The following is a 16,923-nucleotide window of genomic DNA, read 5'->3' as shown; positions in this document are numbered from 1 at the left end:
CCCTGCTCCCCGGAATAGCGGCAGTGTAGAAAGGCCCATGAACCACGTCTATGGGCCCGTGCGCAGACATGCGCCGCGCAGATTCAATGCAGGGTCAGGGCTCGAATACCAATGGCCAGCTTGCGCGGATCGAGTCCCATGCCAAGGGCTCTAGGACTGATGGCGTCGGCGTACTGAAAACGAATCACCAACACGCCTTCACGCTCGATGCGCTGCTGGACTTCGGCTGGCAGTTCAACGCTGACAACGTTCGCTTCGGGCTTGAGCAAACGGGTGGAGAGCACCGGCACCTCGTTGACGATGACCTCCAGCCCCTGTTCGGTATGCGACGGCGCAATCAAAGCATTGGCTTCCAGCACAAATGACCTCACCGGGGCCTCGGGCCGCAGAATGATCTGCGATTCGCTGCCCTCGGACCACGTGCCCCACGGTTCGCTTTTCGACCATCCGCTGCCGAGGAAAAACGTCGCCAGGCTGGTAACGTTGAAGGTCACGCGCTCGTTCGACTTCAGCGGCGAGATCAGCGTCAGCGGATCAGCAGCGCTGATGGGCGAGCAATCGGCGCAACGCTTCCAGCCCGGTGCCAGCACGTTCAAACCGTCGATTCTGGCGAGCACGTCGGTCTCCCGGTTCAGGGTCAGCGCTGCCGGCAGCACGGTGCGGCTATCGAGTACGTACAGCGTATCGGCGGCGTATTGGCCAGAGCTGACCATCTGGTCGGACACAGCCTGAGCCGCCTCGGTCGCCTTGGTACTGGCGCGGCTGAGGTAGACCGCATTGGTCGGCAGATGATGGCGCCCGGCAAACTCGGCCAACGTTCGCCACTGCTCCGGATAATTCTCCGGGCGCAGCCAGCGCACTGCCTGATAATGGCGAGCCGCCTGATCCCAGAACGGATCAACCAGCGGCGTCTGCCATTGTGCCGCTGGTGTGACCATGAACAGGTTGCGCGACTCTCCCCAGCCGGACCGCGTATCCGCCACTTGCAGCACCAGAGCAATGCTCAGCAAAATTCGTGCGGTGCGCCGGGGGTGCCCATGAATCACCACGTACAGGACGGCGAAAATCGCCATGTACATGACCGGCCAGATCATCCGCCCCGAACCGCGAAAAATCGTCGCCACCGCCACCACTGCATCCGGCAGCGGGATGTGCAATTCGAATGGGCCGACACCGATGTTGTTGGAAAAGGCGAACAGCGCCAGGCCTGCCAGTGCGAGCAGCAGCCACGGGTAGCGACGCATCTTGCGACGAACATCGGTACCGCGTTGCAGCCAGGCCAGGAAAGCGCAGATGAGCAGAAACACCACACCCAGGCCAAGGAACGCAAAACCGTCGCCATCGCCCAATACGCCCGGCATGTCGCGCAGAGCAAACGACCAGGTGCCCGGGTCGAAAAAGCTCAGCACATTGGCGCGGAACAGACCGTAGCCCATCAGTGCCAGGCCGTCGTCGCCGACGCTGAAGTAGCCCGCCTGCCAGCAACACAGACTCACCAGCAAAAACAGACCGATCAGTTCGGCTACAGCTTTGCGCGGCGCCAAATGTCGCCGCAGGGTGTGCGCTGCGAGATCGGCGAGCCAGATCAGCGCAATCATCGCCAGCAAATAGGCGTGGACCAGCGCGGCCGCCGCCAGCAACGTGCCCCAGGCCAGACAGCGTTTTGGCGTGAATGGCCGCAGCGCCAGGTACAGCGCGGCCAGCAACATGAAATGCCCGCCCAGGGACAGGTGCACGCTCATGCGGACCAACATGGCCGGAACGAACAAAAACAGCCCGGTACCCAGCAACCGCAGTACCGCGTCGCGGCTCACCAGGCCGAGCAGTTTCCAGGCAAACCAGCTCTGCAGAATGAAGCAGGTCAGCAACCACAGTCCGAAGTACTGAAACGGCTCTGGCAACAACGCCGAAAACGGCTTGAACAGAAAGGCAAACAGCGGATTGGAATCGGAAAAAATCAAGCCGTTGGCCAACTCCAGTCCATAAGACGGATTGAGCCCCAGCGGAAAGCTCCATGGCGAGTGCCGGAAAAACACCCAACCCTGGTAATGGGTGGCCGGGTCGCCGTCGCCCAGCCAGGCAATGTTCATCGGGTTCAACGCCCGTGGGCCGACCACGATAAAAAACGCCAGAATGCCTAGCAGCACAGGCAACAGCGCAGCCGCCCGAGAGTTTGAGCAAAGCTTCATCGATACGTCCAGAAATTATGCAAAACGAAAGTGAACGCCGGCACCGTCAGGGCCACGGCGCCGATTCCGAGCAGATAATGCAACCCAGCCATTTGCGCCGCCCAGGCAACCAGCATCGCCAATAGGAAACCGCCCGCCGAGACCGACACAAAGCGCAGTAACGTGCGCCCGTGCAGGCGAGCTGAAAAGCTCCAGGTGGTATTGATCACATACGACACAACGGTCGCCACGGCAAAGGCGAAACCATTGGCCAGCGGCGGTTCGGGCGCGATGAACCGGATGAACATCACGGCCACCAGCGCATGCAGCGCAGTGACAAACAGCCCGGTCAGGGCAAAACGCAGACCACGGCGGACCAGTGCTGACCGTTCACTGCCGATCACGGTTTCTGCGCCAGCACGAAGACACTCAAACCGGCGAGCCGGTTTTTGCCCATCAGCGGCAACTCCAGTCGGCACAGAGTCTTGAGCACGCTGTTGACCAATGGATGATGACGTTTGAGCTGCGACTGTGGCGGTGCCTCTCTGGAACCCTGCGGCAGCAGGCGCAACGCAGCGGCGATCGGAAACACCGCACCGAAATAATAGGCGCCGCGCTGCACCGTCAAACCGGCATCGCCAGCCAGCGTTTCGAATTGCGCAAGAGTGTAGCGGCGCTTGTGCTCGAGAAAATCATCATGCCCGCTCCAGAGAAACTGGAACGCCGGGACAGTCATCAGAAAGCGACTGCCCGAAGGCACCTTATCAACATAGCTTCTGAGCAGGGCGAGGTCGTCGTCGACATGCTCGAGCACGTCCATCAGCAACACCAGATCGGCATCGATGTTGTCGATGCCGCGTCGGTAATGCACCGGTTTGCCAGCGGTGGTGGCGCTTGAATCGGCGGGATAACTGATGTCGACGCACCACGCCTCATGCGCGTCGGTGTGGGTCAGCAGATGATGCGAGAAAAACCCCGAGCCGGCACCGACATCGAGGATCCGCCGAATCGGCGCGTCACCCAGCAAACGCCGAGTCGCCGCTGCTTTGCAGCAGTAGTACCAATGCTCATCGATGCTGTCGCCGAGGATGTCGGTTTCCTTGAGATCCATCTGTCAGTCCTTCGGGTCGTAGACGCGACGCACCAGAAAAACCGGCCGGCGTTTGGATTCGATATAGGTGCGGCCGAGGTATTCGCCAAGTACGCCAATGCCGATCAATTGCAGACCGCCAAGGAACGTGACTGCGACCATCAGCGAGGCATAACCGGGCAAGTCGACGCCGTGGATCAGTGTGCGCAGGACGATGAACATGGCGAACGCAAACGACACCAGCGAAACTGTCGCTCCCAGGTAAGTCCAGACCCGCAACGGCTCGGTGCTGAAGCTGGTGATGCCTTCGAGGGCAAAATTCCACAGCCGCCAACCATTGAATTTGCTCTGCCCCGCTACGCGCTCGGGGCGTTCGTAGTCGACATGAGTGGTGCGAAAACCGACCCAGGCGAACAGACCTTTCATGAAGCGCCGCGACTCGGGCAGGGTCAGCAAGGCATCGACCACGCAGCGATCCATCAGGCGGAAGTCGCCAACGTTCTCCGGTAACGGCTGTTCGGCGATGCGGTTGTGCAGGCGATAGAACCAGTGGGCCGAGGTCGACTTGGCCCACGTATCACTGCGGCGGCTGATCCGATGGCCGAGCACCACTTCGTAACCATCGCGCCAGCGCTCGATCATCTGCAAGATGACTTCAGGCGGGTCCTGCAGATCGGCGTCGATCGGCACCACGATCTGCCCGCTGGCCATTTGCAGACCGGCCGAGAGTGCCGCTTCCTTGCCGAAGTTGCGACTCAGGTCGACGATCCGCAGCCGCGAATCCTGCTGCTGCCGTGCAAGCAAGCGCTCAAGGGTCGCATCGGTACTGCCGTCGTTGATAAAGACCAGCTCAAGATCGATCAGCGCTTGTGCGTGAAAGACCTCGTCGATGCGCGAAAGAAAGCTGTCGAGGCTGTCGGCCTCGTTGAAAACGGGGATCACCAGCGACAACGTCACCTGCCCGGCCTGTTGCGTTCCGTGCTCAGTCAAAGGAGTGCTCTTTTTATAGTTTGTCGGTCATCGAAAGTTTTTCGAGGCCATGAGCCGTCCCGTATTAAGCAGTAGCCGGCACCGGCACGCAAGCAGGACGCGGCGTCATATCGGCCAATTCGCCGGGCACACGCGGCGCTCTGGCCTGCGTCTTTCAGAAATATCCGCGAACGATTGGAAACAAATCCGCGATAGCCAAAAAACCCTGCTGCGCTAGGCTTGCGTCGATGCGCCGCAGAGGCTGGCGCGCCTATCTATCGCAAGGAGCGAACCCATGTATTTCGAAATCTACCGACAAACCCGCGGCACTCCGAGCACTGGCAAGGGCCAATGGCGCTGGCGACTGCGCGCACGCAACCACGAGACGGTGGCCAGTGGTGAGTCATATGTGAACAAGGCTGATTGCCTGCACGTGATCAACCTGATCAAAGCCGTACAGGGCGAGACGCCGATCAAGGAGATCTGAGCCAAACCACAATCATCAAAGGTGCATGTGCTGCATGTTTCGCTGCCATGCGCCCCACCGTCCCTGGCAGCGGGCGCACTGAAACGCGACGACAGTTGAGCGAACCAGGAAAGCATCAAAGCTGTAACAGAACTACGCCGACCAATAAGGCAATCACTGCGGATATCGCTATCACTTGAGTAGACGTCAACGCCAGCGCCGCGTCCCTGGAACGACCGACGAACCGGCCGCGAATCTGATGCAAACCCGGCTGCGCCTCGAACAGGTTGTCCGGGTGCTCGTTGTCCTCAGGCTCGTTGGTTTGCTGGCCAGACCAGGCGGCGCGTGCCATCAGACGGTCGAGCAAACCCGGCATGACCGATTGGCCAATAATCGCTTTGATCGTTGATCCACCGAGCCACAGCTCGCGAGGTGGATGCTTGACCACACTGAAAATCGCCCGCGCTGCCACGTCGGGGTCGTGGATCGGTGACACGGGTTGCGGGCGCTTGGGCAATTTGTTGCGCGCCCAGTCAAACTGCGGCGTGTTGATCGCCGGCAGTTGCACCATGCACACGCGAATACGGCTGCGCTCATGCAGCAATTCGCAGCGTAATGAGTCGGTGAACCCGCGCACGGCGAATTTTGCCCCGCAGTAAGCGGCCTGCAGCGGGATAGCACGATAGGCCAGCGCCGAGCCGATCTGGATGATCAATCCTTTGTTACGCGGACGCATCAACGACAGTGCCGCCAGGGTACCGTGGACGGTGCCGAGATAGGTCACCTGAGTAACGCGCTCGATCTCGGCGGCGGACAACTGTTCTATCGGCGAGAGTACCGTGACCATCGCTGCGTTGACCCACACTGCCAGCGGCCCGAGGTGGGCTTCCAGTTGCTGCGCGGCCTCCTGCACAGCCAGCGCATCGGCGACATCGACGCTGACCGTTTCCACCTGGCCCCCATACGCTTGCAGCTCCTCTTGCGTAGCGGCCAGTCCCGCCGGATCGCGCGCCAGCAGGCCGATGCGGTAACCGCCGGCGGCAAACCGGTGAGCCGCCGCGCGCCCGACGCCGGCACTGGCGCCGCAAATCACCACCACTGGTTGCTCCTGCATGGATCGTCCTCTCTGACGCTCAGTCAATCGGCCCGATATTGATCATCAGGTCTTCGCCCAGCCCTTGCACCTTGGCCAGCACATCTACTGGCGTCTCGCTGGAAAAATGCACGACATAACCCATGCCGCTGCCGTCCTCTTCGATTGCACTGACCCACGACTCCACCTCGTCAGCATCCAGCCCCAGGGCCTGGCCGAATTGGCCGTTGCGGTGATCGGAATCGGTTTCGTCCATCGGATAATCGCTCATTGCCAACATCTCCTCGGGGATCGTGCCCCTCACTGGTTGTTCAATGCGGTCTTTAGGATGGACGCCGAACGTGCGCCGTCAGTTCGTTTTTTCAGCCGAGCATCGAGCGCAGCTTGCGCAGCAGATCCACCGGTGCGTAAGGCTTGGCGATCAATTCGAATTCATTGTCAGCCAGCTCATTGGGCGTCGACTCGTCCGCGCAGTACCCGGTCGTCAGCAGGATCTGCATGGCCGGATAGCGCTGGCTGATTTCCCGCGCCAGTGCCAACCCGTTCATCTCACCGGGCATGACCAGATCAGTGAAGACCAGCTCATAGTCGCTACTCTGCAGTACTGCCAACGCCTCGCGCGCATCTGCAGCGATGTCGGTGCGGTAACCGTGTTCGGACAGAACCAGACGCGCCAGCTGAGCAACCTCCGGACGGTCCTCGACGATCAGAATGCGCTCGGTGCCTTTGAGATTTTCGGCATCGGGCGACGATTCCGACACCGCCGGCAGACTGTCGTCGGCCGCGAAGAACAGGCGCACCGTGGTGCCGAGTCCCGGCGTCGATTCGATTTTGACGACCCCGCCGGATTGCTTGACGAAGCCATAGACCATCGACAGCCCGAGGCCCGCCCCGCTGCCTTCTTCTTTGGTGGTGTAGAACGGTTCCATGACCTTGTCGAGATCGTCGGCGGCAATGCCCACGCCGTTATCGGCGATCGCAATGCAGACGTAACGCCCCGCCGCCAGTCCGCCCTGATGTGTATCGGTCGCGTCCGGGACAACGACGTTGCGGGTCTGCACGGTGATCACCGGCTGTTGCTGCTGCCCCAACGCATCGCGTGCATTGGACAGCAGATGATTGAGCGCCATCTCGGCCTGCGCCGGGTCGAGGCGGCAATTCCACAAGTCCTCGGCGAAGTCGAACTGCGGCTCCAGAGCGGCAGATTCCGGCGACGGCAGCGCTGACCGCTCAAGCAAGGCATTGAGATTGATCACCCGCCCCTCAAGCCGTTGTCGGCGGGAGAATGCCAGCAGATGCTGGGTCAGCAAACGTGCTTTTTCCGCCGCCGCGCGGGCGTGGCCTGCGCCGACGACAATGCGCTGCGGATCGATGCTCGGCCGTTTGGCGGTGTGCTGGATCAGCTCGATGTAGCCGATCATCACTTGGAGCAGGTTGTTGAAATCGTGGGCAATGCCACCGGTCAGCTGCCCCAGTGCTTCCATGTTCTCGCTATAACGCAAGCCGTCCTCGGCGTCGCGGCGGCGGCTGACGTCCATTTGCGAGGCGAAGAAATACACCAGTTGCCCGCGCTCGTTGAATAGCGGCGCGATAAACAGCTCGTTCCAGAACGACGAGCCGTCCTTGCGATAGTTGAGCACCTCCACGCAGGTTTCGTGTTGATGTTTCAGCGCTTGCTTGACCTGTTGCAACACCGCGCGATCAGTCTGCTCGCCTTGCAGAAACCTGCAGTTGCGCCCGAGCACTTCTTCCAGCTCGTAGCCGCTGAGTTCAAGAAACGCATTGTTGGCAAAAATGATGGGATCATCGGGCTGTGCAGGGTCGGTGACGATCATGGCCATGCGGCTGACCTGCACCGCCGCGAAGAACACATCTTTGCGCTCTGGCGAAAGGACCGCTGCATCGGCGCGGTCGACGATCGGCCTGGATTTTCTTGGCAAGTTGACCTCCGCTAAGTGACTCCGTTTCGCTGTGACCGTCATCAGCGAGCTAAGTGCCAAGGCCAGAAGCCGACAGCGCGGGTGTCCGATGAATTGTCCCGGTACTTCAATGGATCCGAATTAGCTCGCTGATTGTCGAAAGCACACCAAGAACTGCACGCAGTTATCGCGTCTGGCAGTCTGCATGTTCAAATTCGATCCGCCAGGGAGAACCACCGTGGATTTGTTGTTTCTGGGCACGTCTGCCGGCGTGCCGACCCGCCAGCGCAACGTCAGCGCGACGGCACTGATCGCGTCTGCCGGCAAGGGCTGGTACCTGATCGATTGCGGTGAAGGCACCCAGCATCAGGTGCTGCGCACGCCGCTGTCGCTGAGCGAGTTACGGGCGATTTTCATCACCCACGTGCACGCCGATCACTGCCTGGGCTTGCCGGGTCTGCTGGCGAGCACCGGCATGTCCGGACGCACGCGACCGCTGGACATTATTCTGCCGGCGGCGCTGCATCCGTGGCTGAGAATGAGCCTTGAGGTGACGCAATCGCATCTGCCCTTCGAGATCAACCTGCACGCTGTGGAAACGCTTACCGAATGGCGCAACCTCAATGTTCAGGTGCAGACCGTCGAGTTGTCCCACCGCGTGCCGTGCCACGGTTATGTATTTACCGAGTCCGATCCGGAACCGCGTCTCGATGTGCAGCGACTCGACGCTGAAGGCATCGAACGCGGCCCGCTCTGGGGTCAGTTGGCCCATGGTCAGGACGTGGAGGTTGACGGGCGGATGCTGCACGTTCGCGACTATCTGCTGAGCGCGCGACCTGATCGGCGCATCATCGTCTGCGGCGACAACGATCGACCGGCACTGCTGGCAGAAGTGGCGCAATCGGCGGATGTGCTGGTGCATGAAGCGACATTCGTGCAGGCAGCAATCGACCGTGCTCGTGCCAGTTACGGCCACAGTAGCGCCGCTGCGGTCGCCGGTTTCGCCGAATCCGCTGGGGTGCGCAATCTGGTGCTGACGCACTTCAGCGCACGCTATCAGGCCAACCCGGCGGTGAGTCCGTCGATCGAGGATGTGCGCAGTGAAGCGGCGGCGCTGTATAACGGCCAACTGATTCTGGCGCGGGACCTGCAACGCTATCACCTCGACCGCTTGGGGCATTTGCAGCCCGTGGTCTGCAGAGGTTTTTAACGCAGTAAATGCACCACCAACCCAACCAACGCACAGCCCAGCAACACCTGAATCACTCCGCGTTTGAAGCGAAACAGCGCAACGGCTGCCGCAATCGCGATCAACGCCGACGGCCAGTCCAGGCTGCCGCTGAAGCCCTGTGGCCAGAGCACGTGGTAGCCGAAGAAACACGCCAGATTGAGAATCACGCCGACCACCGCAGCGGTGATCGCGGTCAGCGGTGCGGTGAATTTGAGTTCGTCGTGCGTCGACTCCACCAGCGGGCCGCCGACGAGGATGAACACGAATGAGGGCAGAAAGGTAAACCACGTCACCAGCGCGGCGGCGACCGCTCCGGCCAGGAACACTTGATCGGCGCCGAACACCTGCGCCACATAAGCACCGACAAAACCGACAAAGGCCACCACCATGATCAGCGGCCCGGGCGTGGTTTCGCCCAGCGCCAGCCCGTCGATCATCTGCGTCGGGGTCAGCCAGCCGTAGTGACCGACCGCACCTTGGTAGACATAAGGCAACACTGCATAAGCCCCGCCGAAGGTAAGCAGCGCTGCCTTGGTGAAGAACCAGCTCATCTGCGTCAGCGTGCCCTGCCAGCCGAACAGCGCGGTCAGTACGCCCATCGGCAATGCCCACAGCGCGGCGCCAATCACGGCGAGCATGGCCAGTTTCGTCCAGCTGAAACGGGCATGGGCCGGGGTTGGCGTGTCGTCGTCGATCAACGCTGGGCCGAAAGACTTCTTCTCTGCGCTATGCCCGCCGGCCGTGAATTTCTCCGGTGCCAGTCGACCGCCGAAATAGCCAATCACCGCCGCACCCAGCACGATCAACGGGAACGGCACATTGAACGCAAAGATCGCCGTAAACGACGCTGCCGCAATCGCCCACAGCCAATTGTTCTTCAGTGCCCGCGAGCCAATGCGATGCGCCGCTTGTACGACGATGGCCGTCACCGCAGGCTTGATCCCGTAAAACAGCCCGGCCACCACCGGCACTTCACCGAAGGCGATATAGAGCCACGACAGGAAAATCAGGATAAACAGCGAAGGCAACACGAACAACGCCCCGGCCACAATCCCGCCCCGGCTTCGATGCATCAACCAGCCAATGTAGGTCGCCAACTGCTGCGCCTCCGGCCCGGGCAGCAACATGCAATAGTTCAAGGCATGCAGAAAACGCCGCTCGGAAATCCAGCGCCGCCGCTCGACCAGCTCCTGGTGCATGATCGAAATCTGCCCGGCCGGCCCGCCGAAACTGATAAAGCCCAGCTTCAACCAGAACCAGAACGCCTCGCGCAGACTCACGGCCTGCGGCCTAGCATCGTCATCACCCGCCAACGGCTGAACTTCACTCATCGAGCTGTTCCTTTATGCAGTCGGCAGGTTGTACCCGAAAAGCATCGCGAACAAAACGCCAGAAACGAAAAAGCCCCCGTAATCAGCAATGATTACGGGGGCTTTGTCTTGTTCAATAATGGCGGAGAGATAGGGATTCGAACCCTAGGTACCGGTGAAGGTACAACGGATTTCGAATCCGTCCCATTCGGCCACTCTGGCATCTCTCCAACGGCGCGCATCATAACAACACTTTCGTTGGTTGCGAACCCCCCAAACGAAATTTTTTCCGTGCTATCAGATGCTTGCGTCGATTAAAGCGGTACGCCCAGACGAGCGGCGACTTCTTCGTAGGCTTCGATGACATCACCGAGGCCCTGGCGGAAGCGGTCCTTGTCCATCTTCTTCTTGGTGTCCTTGTCCCACAGACGGCAGCCGTCCGGGCTGAACTCGTCGCCAAGGACGATGGAGCCGTCGCTGAACACGCCGAATTCAAGCTTGAAGTCGACCAGCAGCAGGCCGGCGTCGTCGAACAGTTTGCTCAGGACTTCGTTGACCTTGAGCGACAGTTCTTTCATGCGTGCCAGTTGCTCGGCGGTGCCCCAACCGAATGCCACGACGTGAGATTCGTTGATGAACGGGTCGCCCTTGGCGTCGTCCTTCAAGAACAGTTCGAAGGTGTACGGGTTGAGCTTCATGCCCTCCTCGACGCCCAGACGCTTGACCAGGCTGCCGGCGGCGTAGTTACGCACGACGCACTCGACCGGGATCATGTCGAGCTTTTTCACCAGGCATTCGTTGTCGCCCAGCAGTTTGTCGAACTGGGTCGGCACGCCGGCCGCTTCGAGCTTCTGCATGATGAAGGCATTGAACTTGTTGTTCACCATACCTTTGCGATCAAGCTGTTCGATGCGCTTGCCGTCGAACGCCGAAGTGTCGTTGCGAAACAGCAGGATCAAGCGGTCAGCGTCGTCGGTCTTGTAAACCGATTTGGCTTTGCCGCGGTAGAGTTCTTCACGTTTTTCCATGATGGGCTCCGCTTGCTAAGTAGGTGGGCTAGGCGATGTGACGCCAGTCGAGCCCTGAATCTTGATCGGCCAGTTGCAGCCAGTCCGGGTCGCACCCGAGGGTGTCGACAAAACATTGCCGGGCCAGCTGCGGCAGGTTGTTCTTGCTGCTCAGATGGGCCAGGACCAGGTGTTGCAAGCCCTGCCAGCCCAACTCGGCCACCAGGAATGCCGCCTGATGGTTGTTCAGATGTCCGCGTTCGCCGCCCACCCGCTGCTTGAGAAAGTACGGGTAGTGACCACGGGCCAGCATGTCGCGGCAATGGTTCGACTCGATCATCAATGCATCGAGGTCCCGATAGCCGTCCAGCACCCGCTCGCAGAACGATCCCAGGTCGGTCAGCAGGCCGAAGCGCCGCTGTTCCTGATCGCTGAAAACGTACTGGGTCGGCTCCTGCGCGTCATGGGCCACGGCAATGACCCCGACGTTCAGTGCGCCAATCTGCAGTTGCTCGCCGCCGGCCAGAAAGCCCGCCGGTTCCAGCGGTTTGCGCATCCCGCGCAGCGTGCCGCGACTGAGGTAGACCGGCAGATTGTAGCGCCGAGACAGCAAACCCACGCCATGCACGTGGTCGGCATGTTCGTGGGTCACAAGTATCGCGCTCAGTTGCGCCGGGTGCACACCCAGGCGCAACAGACGTCTTTCGGTTTCCCGCAGGGAAAAACCACAATCCACCAGCACGTACGTATCAGCACTGGCGATCAGCGTGCCGTTCCCTTGGCTACCGCTGCCGAGAACGGCAAAACGCATATCGGATCAGCCCAGGTTGTCCTGAATCACGCTCAACACTTTACGCGCGACATCGGCCGGTGCGACGGTGTTGATGTTCTTTTCGACGGTGACCTGGATGTTCTCGCCCACCTTGCTCAGGCGAACCTGATAACGCTCGGCGCGGGCTTCGACTTCTTCCTTGCTCGGCGCGCTGCCGAACAGACTGCTGAGGAAGCCAGGCTTGTCGTCTTTCTTCTCGGCTTTTTCGGCCAGGTTGATGTAGTACAGGCCCAGACTGCGGTTGATGTCTTCAACGCGCCATTCGCCCTGTTCCAGCGCACGGCCGACGCTCGACCAGGCGCGATCCAGATCGGTACCGACGTTCAACACCGGGTTGCCGCTACCGTCTTCGCTGAGGCTGACGCGGCTCGGCGCATCGAAATCACGCGAGGCCAGCATCGACACCGAACCGCCCTTCTCGGAAGTACGGCTCATGCTCGCGAGCATGTCGTCGACCAGCGCAGCGTCCAGGCCAGTGTTGACCGAACGGTTGGTGAAGGCCACGTCGGCAGTGCTGCCGGCAGGACGTTCGGCGCTGACCACGTAGATTTCACTGGTGTTGCGCTGCACGCCCGGCTCGATGCGTACACGCACGCGGGTCTCGCTATCGCTGGCGATACCGGCCGCGCTCAGGCGCTTGGCCATCGAAGCGGACAACTCGTCGGAGTGCTGCCAGGTGGTGGTAAATTCACCGGTCTGCGGACGCTGTTCATCCAGACGGAAACCGTTGTCCTGGAAAAACTGCAGCGCCACTGGCCAGACTTCGGCCGGTGGGTGCTGGGCCACGACCCAACGCGTATCACCGCTCTTCTGCAGCGAATAATCCGTGGCATCGGCAACCGCCGACAACGGTTGAGGACGCGGAACAATGTATTCGCCCGTCGCGGTGTCATCGGCCACGTTGCGCGGGATCGGCAACAGCGGATCGAGACGCTTGGCAGTGCTTACATCCGGTGGCAATTGCATCGGTGCAGTCTGTTGCGCTTGCAGGTAATCGCTTCCACGGTCGCGGAAATAACCTTCCGGCCCCCAGACCCATCCGCAGCCACTGGTGCTGGAGATAATCAAGGCAAGTGCGGAAAGTCCGGCCATTCGCTTCATGCGTTGTACTTCCTCAATTAAACCAGGACGCTGCACTGGCGCAGGGCCGTGCGCAGCGTTTCATGACAAGGGGTGCTCAGCCAGGTCAGTGGCAGGCGGATGCCTTCGTGCATCAGGCCCATTTCAACCAGAGCCCACTTCACCGGAATCGGGTTGGCTTCGATGAACAGGTCCTTGTGCAGCGGCATCAGTTTTTCGTTGATTGCGCGTGCGGTGCCGGCGTCGCCTTTCAGCGCGGCCTCGCACAGGTCAGCCATTTCGCGCGGGGCGACGTTGGCGGTGACCGAGATGTTGCCTTTGCCGCCCAGCAGGATCAGCTCGACAGCGGTCGGATCATCGCCGGACAGCACGATGAAATCCTTGCTCACGCCATCGATGATTGCTTTGGCGCGCTTGAGGTCGCCGGTGGCTTCCTTGATGCCGATGATGTTCGGCACGGTGGACAGGCGAATCACCGTCTCGGCCTGCATGTCGCAGGAGGTGCGGCCGGGAACGTTGTAGAGAATCTGCGGAATGTCGACCGCTTCAGCGATGTGCTTGAAGTGCTGGTACAGGCCTTCCTGGGTCGGCTTGTTGTAGTAAGGAACCACCAGCAGGCAGGCATCGGCGCCGGCGGCCTTGGCATTGCGGGTCAGCTCGACGGCTTCGCGGGTCGAGTTGGCACCGGTGCCGGCGATGACCGGGATGCGTCCGGCAACCTGTTTGACCACGGCTTTGATGACGGCGATGTGCTCTTCTACATCAAGGGTGGCCGACTCGCCGGTAGTACCGACGGCGACGATGGCATGGGTGCCGTTCTTGAGGTGGAAGTCCACGAGTTTGCTGAGGCTGTCCCAGTCAAGACGCCCTTGTGCATCCATGGGAGTGACCAGTGCCACCATACTGCCCGCAATCATGAAACCGCTCCTGCCGGAAAAAGAGAGCGGTAATGGTACTGGCGCCAAGATGCTTGCACAAGCGAAGTACTGCGCCGCCGCCATTCCCCTTGGCGCCGCTTTTCGCTACCCTTCAGACTTTGATCGGTACAGATCAGCTTGTACGCCGGGTTTCAGCCTCCCTTTTCGGCCTCCCAGGCCCCGTTCCTGCGTCGCATCGACGCGCTCCCGCACAGAGGAGCGAGCCGCGAGCGCCGGCCGGGGCTCTTTATACGGAGCGCCAGAACAGGCACTCCCGGCCGCCAACGCCGTCAACCTACCGACCGCTCATCGCTTTAGGAATGCTGCATGTCCACCCCCACAGTTCGCGAACAATTCCTTGTCATCAGTGCCCTCGGCGCCAACCCCATGGAGCTGACCAACGTCCTGTGCCGCGCCAGCCATGAAAACCGCTGCGCCGTCGTCACCTCTCGCCTGACTCGCCACGGCGAGTGCAGCGCTCTGGTGCTGGAAGTTTCCGGCAGCTGGGACGCCCTCGCGCGCCTCGAAGGCAGCCTGCCATTGCTGGCCAAGCGTCATGCTTTCACCGTAAACGTGGTGCGCAGCGCCGCTCTGGAAAATCGCCCACAGGCGCTGCCTTACGTGGCTTACGTCAGCTCGGCGTATCGCCCGGACATCATCAATGAGCTGTGCCAGTTCTTCATGGACCACAACGTCGAACTGGAAAACCTCACCTGCGACACCTATCAGGCGCCACAGACCGGCGGCACCATGCTCAACGCCACGTTCACCGTGACCCTGCCGGCCGGTACCCAGATCAGTTGGCTGCGCGATCAATTCCTCGACTTCGCCGACGCGATGAATCTGGATGCGCTGATCGAGCCTTGGCGCCCACAAAACCCAATGTAAGGAAGCTTTCATGGCCGTTGTCATCGACCAACCGGTTGCGGATTTCACCGCGCCTGCGACCAGCGGGCAGACCGTCAGCCTGTCCGAACTCAAGGGCAAGCAAGTGGTGATCTACTTCTACCCGAAGGACAGCACCCCGGGATGCACCACTCAGGGCCAGGGCTTTCGCGATCAATATGCGGCGTTCAAGGCTGCCAACACCGAAGTCTTCGGCATTTCCCGCGACAGTTTGAAGTCGCACGAAAACTTCAAAGGCAAACAGGAATTCCCCTTCGAACTGATCAGTGACAAGGACGAAGCGGTTTGCCAGCTGTTCGACGTGATCAAGCTGAAGAAGCTGTATGGCAAGGAATACCTGGGCGTTGATCGCAGCACTTTCCTGATTGATAAGGACGGTGTCCTGCGTCAGGAGTGGCGTGGTGTGAAAGTGCCGGGGCATGTTGATGCCGTGCTGGCGGCGGCTGAGGCTCTGAATAAAGCCTGATGGGTCTGTTGCGTCTTTAAAGACCCCTTCGCGAGCAGGCTCGCTCCCACAATTGAAATGTAATCACTGTGGAAGCGAGCCTGCTCGCGAATAGCCTCTCTGCAAAATCCGGATCAACCGCTAAAGCAACGGCGCCACCACCGGCTCCTTGCGCGGCCACGCATCCAGCACAGCCTTGAACAGCGTCGCCAGCGGGATCGCAAAGAACACACCCCAGAATCCCCACAACCCGCCAAACAACAACACCGCGCAGATGATTGCCACCGGATGCAGATTCACTGCTTCCGAAAACAGCAACGGCACCAGCACGTTGCCGTCCAGCGTCTGAATGATTCCGTAGACCGCCATGAGGTAGATGAACTGATCGCTCCAGCCCCACTGGAACAGCGCAATCAGCAGCACCGGCACGGTCACCACTACTGCACCGACATACGGCACCACCACCGACAACCCCACCAGCAACGCCAACAGTGCCGCGTAGTTCAGGCCCAACGCAATGAAGGCGATGTAGGTCACGCCGCCACAAATCACAATCTCGATGCCTTTGCCCCGAATGTAATTGGCGATCTGCCGGTTCATTTCCTGGGCGACACGGGTGATCAGGGCGCGCTCGCGAGGCAGATAGCCGCGCACCCACTCGCCGATCATCGCCCGATCCTTGAGGAAGAAAAACACCAGAATCGGCACCAGCACCAGGTAGATCATGATGTTCACCAGCAGCGGCAAACTCGACAACGAGAAAGTCAGTGCCCACTGACCGAACTTGCCAATCTCGCCCCGCGCCGCTTCGATTGCTTGCAAGACCTGCTCGTCAGACACCAGATGCGGATAGCGCTCCGGTAATAGAAGTAGCAGCGATTGCCACTTGGCGAGCATGCCTGGCAACTCGTTGAACAGCGTGATCAATTGATGCCACAACAGCGGCAGGACCACGACGATGAACAGCATCAGCGCACCCATGAACAGCGCAAACACCAGCCCGACCGCCACGCCGCCCGGCACGCGCAGCCGCTCGAGCGTCACCACCAGGCCCTGCATCAGATACGCCAGCACCATGCCCGCCAACACCGGCGCAAGCATGCCGCCGAGGGTGAGCACGGCGGTGAAGGCGAGAAACAGCAGCACTGCCAGCACCACGGCTTCTTCATCGGAGAAGTAGCGCTGAATCCAGTCGCGTAACACTTTGAACATCAATAATCCCTTCGATTGTTAACGCGCTCGCGTCAGGCTTTTTTCAACCAGTAACGGTAGACGCCAGCCTCGTCTTCTTCGCGCAACAGCGCATGACCGGCCAATTTGGCAAAGGTGCGGAAGTCGCGTTGCGAGCCGGCATCGGTAGCGATGACCTTGAGTACAGCGCCGCTGTGCAGTTTATTGAGCTCCATTTTTGCCTTTAGCAACGGCAACGGACAGTTCAGGCCACTGGCGTCCAGTTCCACGTCGTGGGCTACAGCGTCAGTCATTGCGTC

General features: G+C 60.6%; 18 protein-coding genes and 1 tRNA gene. 4 read left to right on the top strand and 15 right to left on the bottom strand.

What is annotated here, in order from left to right:
* Positions 1 to 83 precede the first annotated feature (83 nt).
* From AC4IHP_RS03900 to AC4IHP_RS03885, 4 genes are read right to left on the bottom strand one after another with little or no spacing between them, the layout of a single operon-like run.
* The gene (locus AC4IHP_RS03900) at positions 84 to 2,189 is read right to left on the bottom strand and encodes a DUF6311 domain-containing protein (protein WP_490830916.1); all 2,106 of its coding nucleotides are present in this window, start codon (positions 2,187 to 2,189) and stop codon (positions 84 to 86) included.
* On the bottom strand, positions 2,186 to 2,572 hold the full coding sequence (locus AC4IHP_RS03895) for a GtrA family protein (protein ID WP_460124953.1): 387 nt from the start codon (positions 2,570 to 2,572) through the stop codon (positions 2,186 to 2,188). The genes AC4IHP_RS03900 and AC4IHP_RS03895 overlap by 4 nt, the downstream gene beginning before the upstream one ends.
* Positions 2,569 to 3,279, bottom strand: coding sequence for a class I SAM-dependent methyltransferase (locus AC4IHP_RS03890; RefSeq protein WP_490830915.1), 711 nt, complete (start codon positions 3,277 to 3,279; stop codon positions 2,569 to 2,571). Before AC4IHP_RS03890 ends, AC4IHP_RS03895 begins: the two co-directional genes overlap by 4 nt.
* A 3-nt stretch (positions 3,280 to 3,282) precedes the next feature.
* A complete protein-coding gene (locus AC4IHP_RS03885) occupies positions 3,283 to 4,248 on the bottom strand; it encodes a glycosyltransferase family 2 protein (protein WP_460124947.1) in 966 nt (321 codons plus the stop codon).
* A 274-nt stretch (positions 4,249 to 4,522) separates the two neighbouring features.
* On the opposite strand from AC4IHP_RS03885, the gene AC4IHP_RS03880 reads away from it, so the two are divergent.
* On the top strand, positions 4,523 to 4,714 hold the full coding sequence (locus AC4IHP_RS03880) for a YegP family protein (protein WP_016771242.1): 192 nt from the start codon (positions 4,523 to 4,525) through the stop codon (positions 4,712 to 4,714).
* Positions 4,715 to 4,829: 115 nt separating this feature from the next.
* Here the strand turns inward: AC4IHP_RS03880 and AC4IHP_RS03875 are convergent, their stop codons facing one another.
* From AC4IHP_RS03875 to AC4IHP_RS03865, 3 genes are all read right to left on the bottom strand, one after another.
* Positions 4,830 to 5,807, bottom strand: a complete 978-nt coding sequence (locus tag AC4IHP_RS03875; protein WP_490830914.1) for an SDR family oxidoreductase — start codon at positions 5,805 to 5,807, stop codon at positions 4,830 to 4,832.
* Between the two features lie 19 nt (positions 5,808 to 5,826).
* Positions 5,827 to 6,057, bottom strand: a complete 231-nt coding sequence (locus tag AC4IHP_RS03870; protein ID WP_460124941.1) for a hypothetical protein — start codon at positions 6,055 to 6,057, stop codon at positions 5,827 to 5,829.
* A gap of 91 nt (positions 6,058 to 6,148) precedes the next feature.
* The gene (locus AC4IHP_RS03865) at positions 6,149 to 7,726 is read right to left on the bottom strand and encodes a histidine kinase famiy protein (RefSeq protein ID WP_490830913.1); all 1,578 of its coding nucleotides are present in this window, start codon (positions 7,724 to 7,726) and stop codon (positions 6,149 to 6,151) included.
* Positions 7,727 to 7,943: 217 nt separating this feature from the next.
* Here AC4IHP_RS03865 and AC4IHP_RS03860 point away from each other — a divergent pair, with 217 nt between their 5' ends.
* Complete coding sequence (locus tag AC4IHP_RS03860; RefSeq protein WP_490830912.1) at positions 7,944 to 8,915, top strand: ribonuclease Z; 972 nt, start codon at positions 7,944 to 7,946, stop codon at positions 8,913 to 8,915.
* Here AC4IHP_RS03860 and chrA read toward each other — a convergent pair.
* From chrA to dapA, 6 genes are all read right to left on the bottom strand, one after another.
* A complete protein-coding gene (gene chrA / locus AC4IHP_RS03855; RefSeq protein WP_490830911.1) occupies positions 8,912 to 10,267 on the bottom strand; it encodes a chromate efflux transporter in 1,356 nt (451 codons plus the stop codon). The genes AC4IHP_RS03860 and chrA overlap by 4 nt on opposite strands.
* Before the next feature lie 119 nt (positions 10,268 to 10,386).
* Positions 10,387 to 10,476 (bottom strand) — tRNA-Ser (locus tag AC4IHP_RS03850).
* A gap of 84 nt (positions 10,477 to 10,560) precedes the next feature.
* Positions 10,561 to 11,274, bottom strand: coding sequence for a phosphoribosylaminoimidazolesuccinocarboxamide synthase (gene purC / locus AC4IHP_RS03845; RefSeq protein ID WP_016771262.1), 714 nt, complete (start codon positions 11,272 to 11,274; stop codon positions 10,561 to 10,563).
* Between the two features lie 28 nt (positions 11,275 to 11,302).
* On the bottom strand, positions 11,303 to 12,064 hold the full coding sequence (locus tag AC4IHP_RS03840; RefSeq protein ID WP_024012002.1) for an MBL fold metallo-hydrolase: 762 nt from the start codon (positions 12,062 to 12,064) through the stop codon (positions 11,303 to 11,305).
* Between the two features lie 6 nt (positions 12,065 to 12,070).
* On the bottom strand, positions 12,071 to 13,186 hold the full coding sequence (gene bamC / locus AC4IHP_RS03835) for an NlpB/DapX family lipoprotein (RefSeq protein ID WP_460124929.1): 1,116 nt from the start codon (positions 13,184 to 13,186) through the stop codon (positions 12,071 to 12,073).
* Between the two features lie 17 nt (positions 13,187 to 13,203).
* A complete protein-coding gene (gene dapA / locus AC4IHP_RS03830; RefSeq protein ID WP_490830910.1) occupies positions 13,204 to 14,082 on the bottom strand; it encodes a 4-hydroxy-tetrahydrodipicolinate synthase in 879 nt (292 codons plus the stop codon).
* Between the two features lie 327 nt (positions 14,083 to 14,409).
* On the opposite strand from dapA, the gene AC4IHP_RS03825 reads away from it, so the two are divergent.
* Positions 14,410 to 14,970: a glycine cleavage system transcriptional repressor gene (locus tag AC4IHP_RS03825; RefSeq protein ID WP_042607411.1), complete on the top strand. Its 561-nt coding sequence runs from the start codon at positions 14,410 to 14,412 to the stop codon at positions 14,968 to 14,970.
* Between the two features lie 10 nt (positions 14,971 to 14,980).
* Positions 14,981 to 15,454 carry a peroxiredoxin gene (locus AC4IHP_RS03820; RefSeq protein WP_041478861.1) on the top strand — a complete coding sequence of 158 codons (474 nt, stop codon included), beginning with the start codon at positions 14,981 to 14,983 and terminating at the stop codon, positions 15,452 to 15,454.
* 120 nt (positions 15,455 to 15,574) lie between these two features.
* Here AC4IHP_RS03820 and AC4IHP_RS03815 read toward each other — a convergent pair whose 3' ends face one another.
* Positions 15,575 to 16,645 carry an AI-2E family transporter gene (locus AC4IHP_RS03815; protein ID WP_016771268.1) on the bottom strand — a complete coding sequence of 357 codons (1,071 nt, stop codon included), beginning with the start codon at positions 16,643 to 16,645 and terminating at the stop codon, positions 15,575 to 15,577.
* A gap of 32 nt (positions 16,646 to 16,677) precedes the next feature.
* Positions 16,678 to 16,917: a sulfurtransferase TusA family protein gene (locus AC4IHP_RS03810; RefSeq protein ID WP_041478863.1), complete on the bottom strand. Its 240-nt coding sequence runs from the start codon at positions 16,915 to 16,917 to the stop codon at positions 16,678 to 16,680.
* Between the last annotated feature and the right edge of the window lie 6 nt (positions 16,918 to 16,923).

It is taken from the genome of Pseudomonas sp. UF-293 (assembly GCF_058245595.1).
Note: the sequence above shows the minus strand (reverse complement) of the source record. Positions and strands in the feature narration are given on the sequence as shown.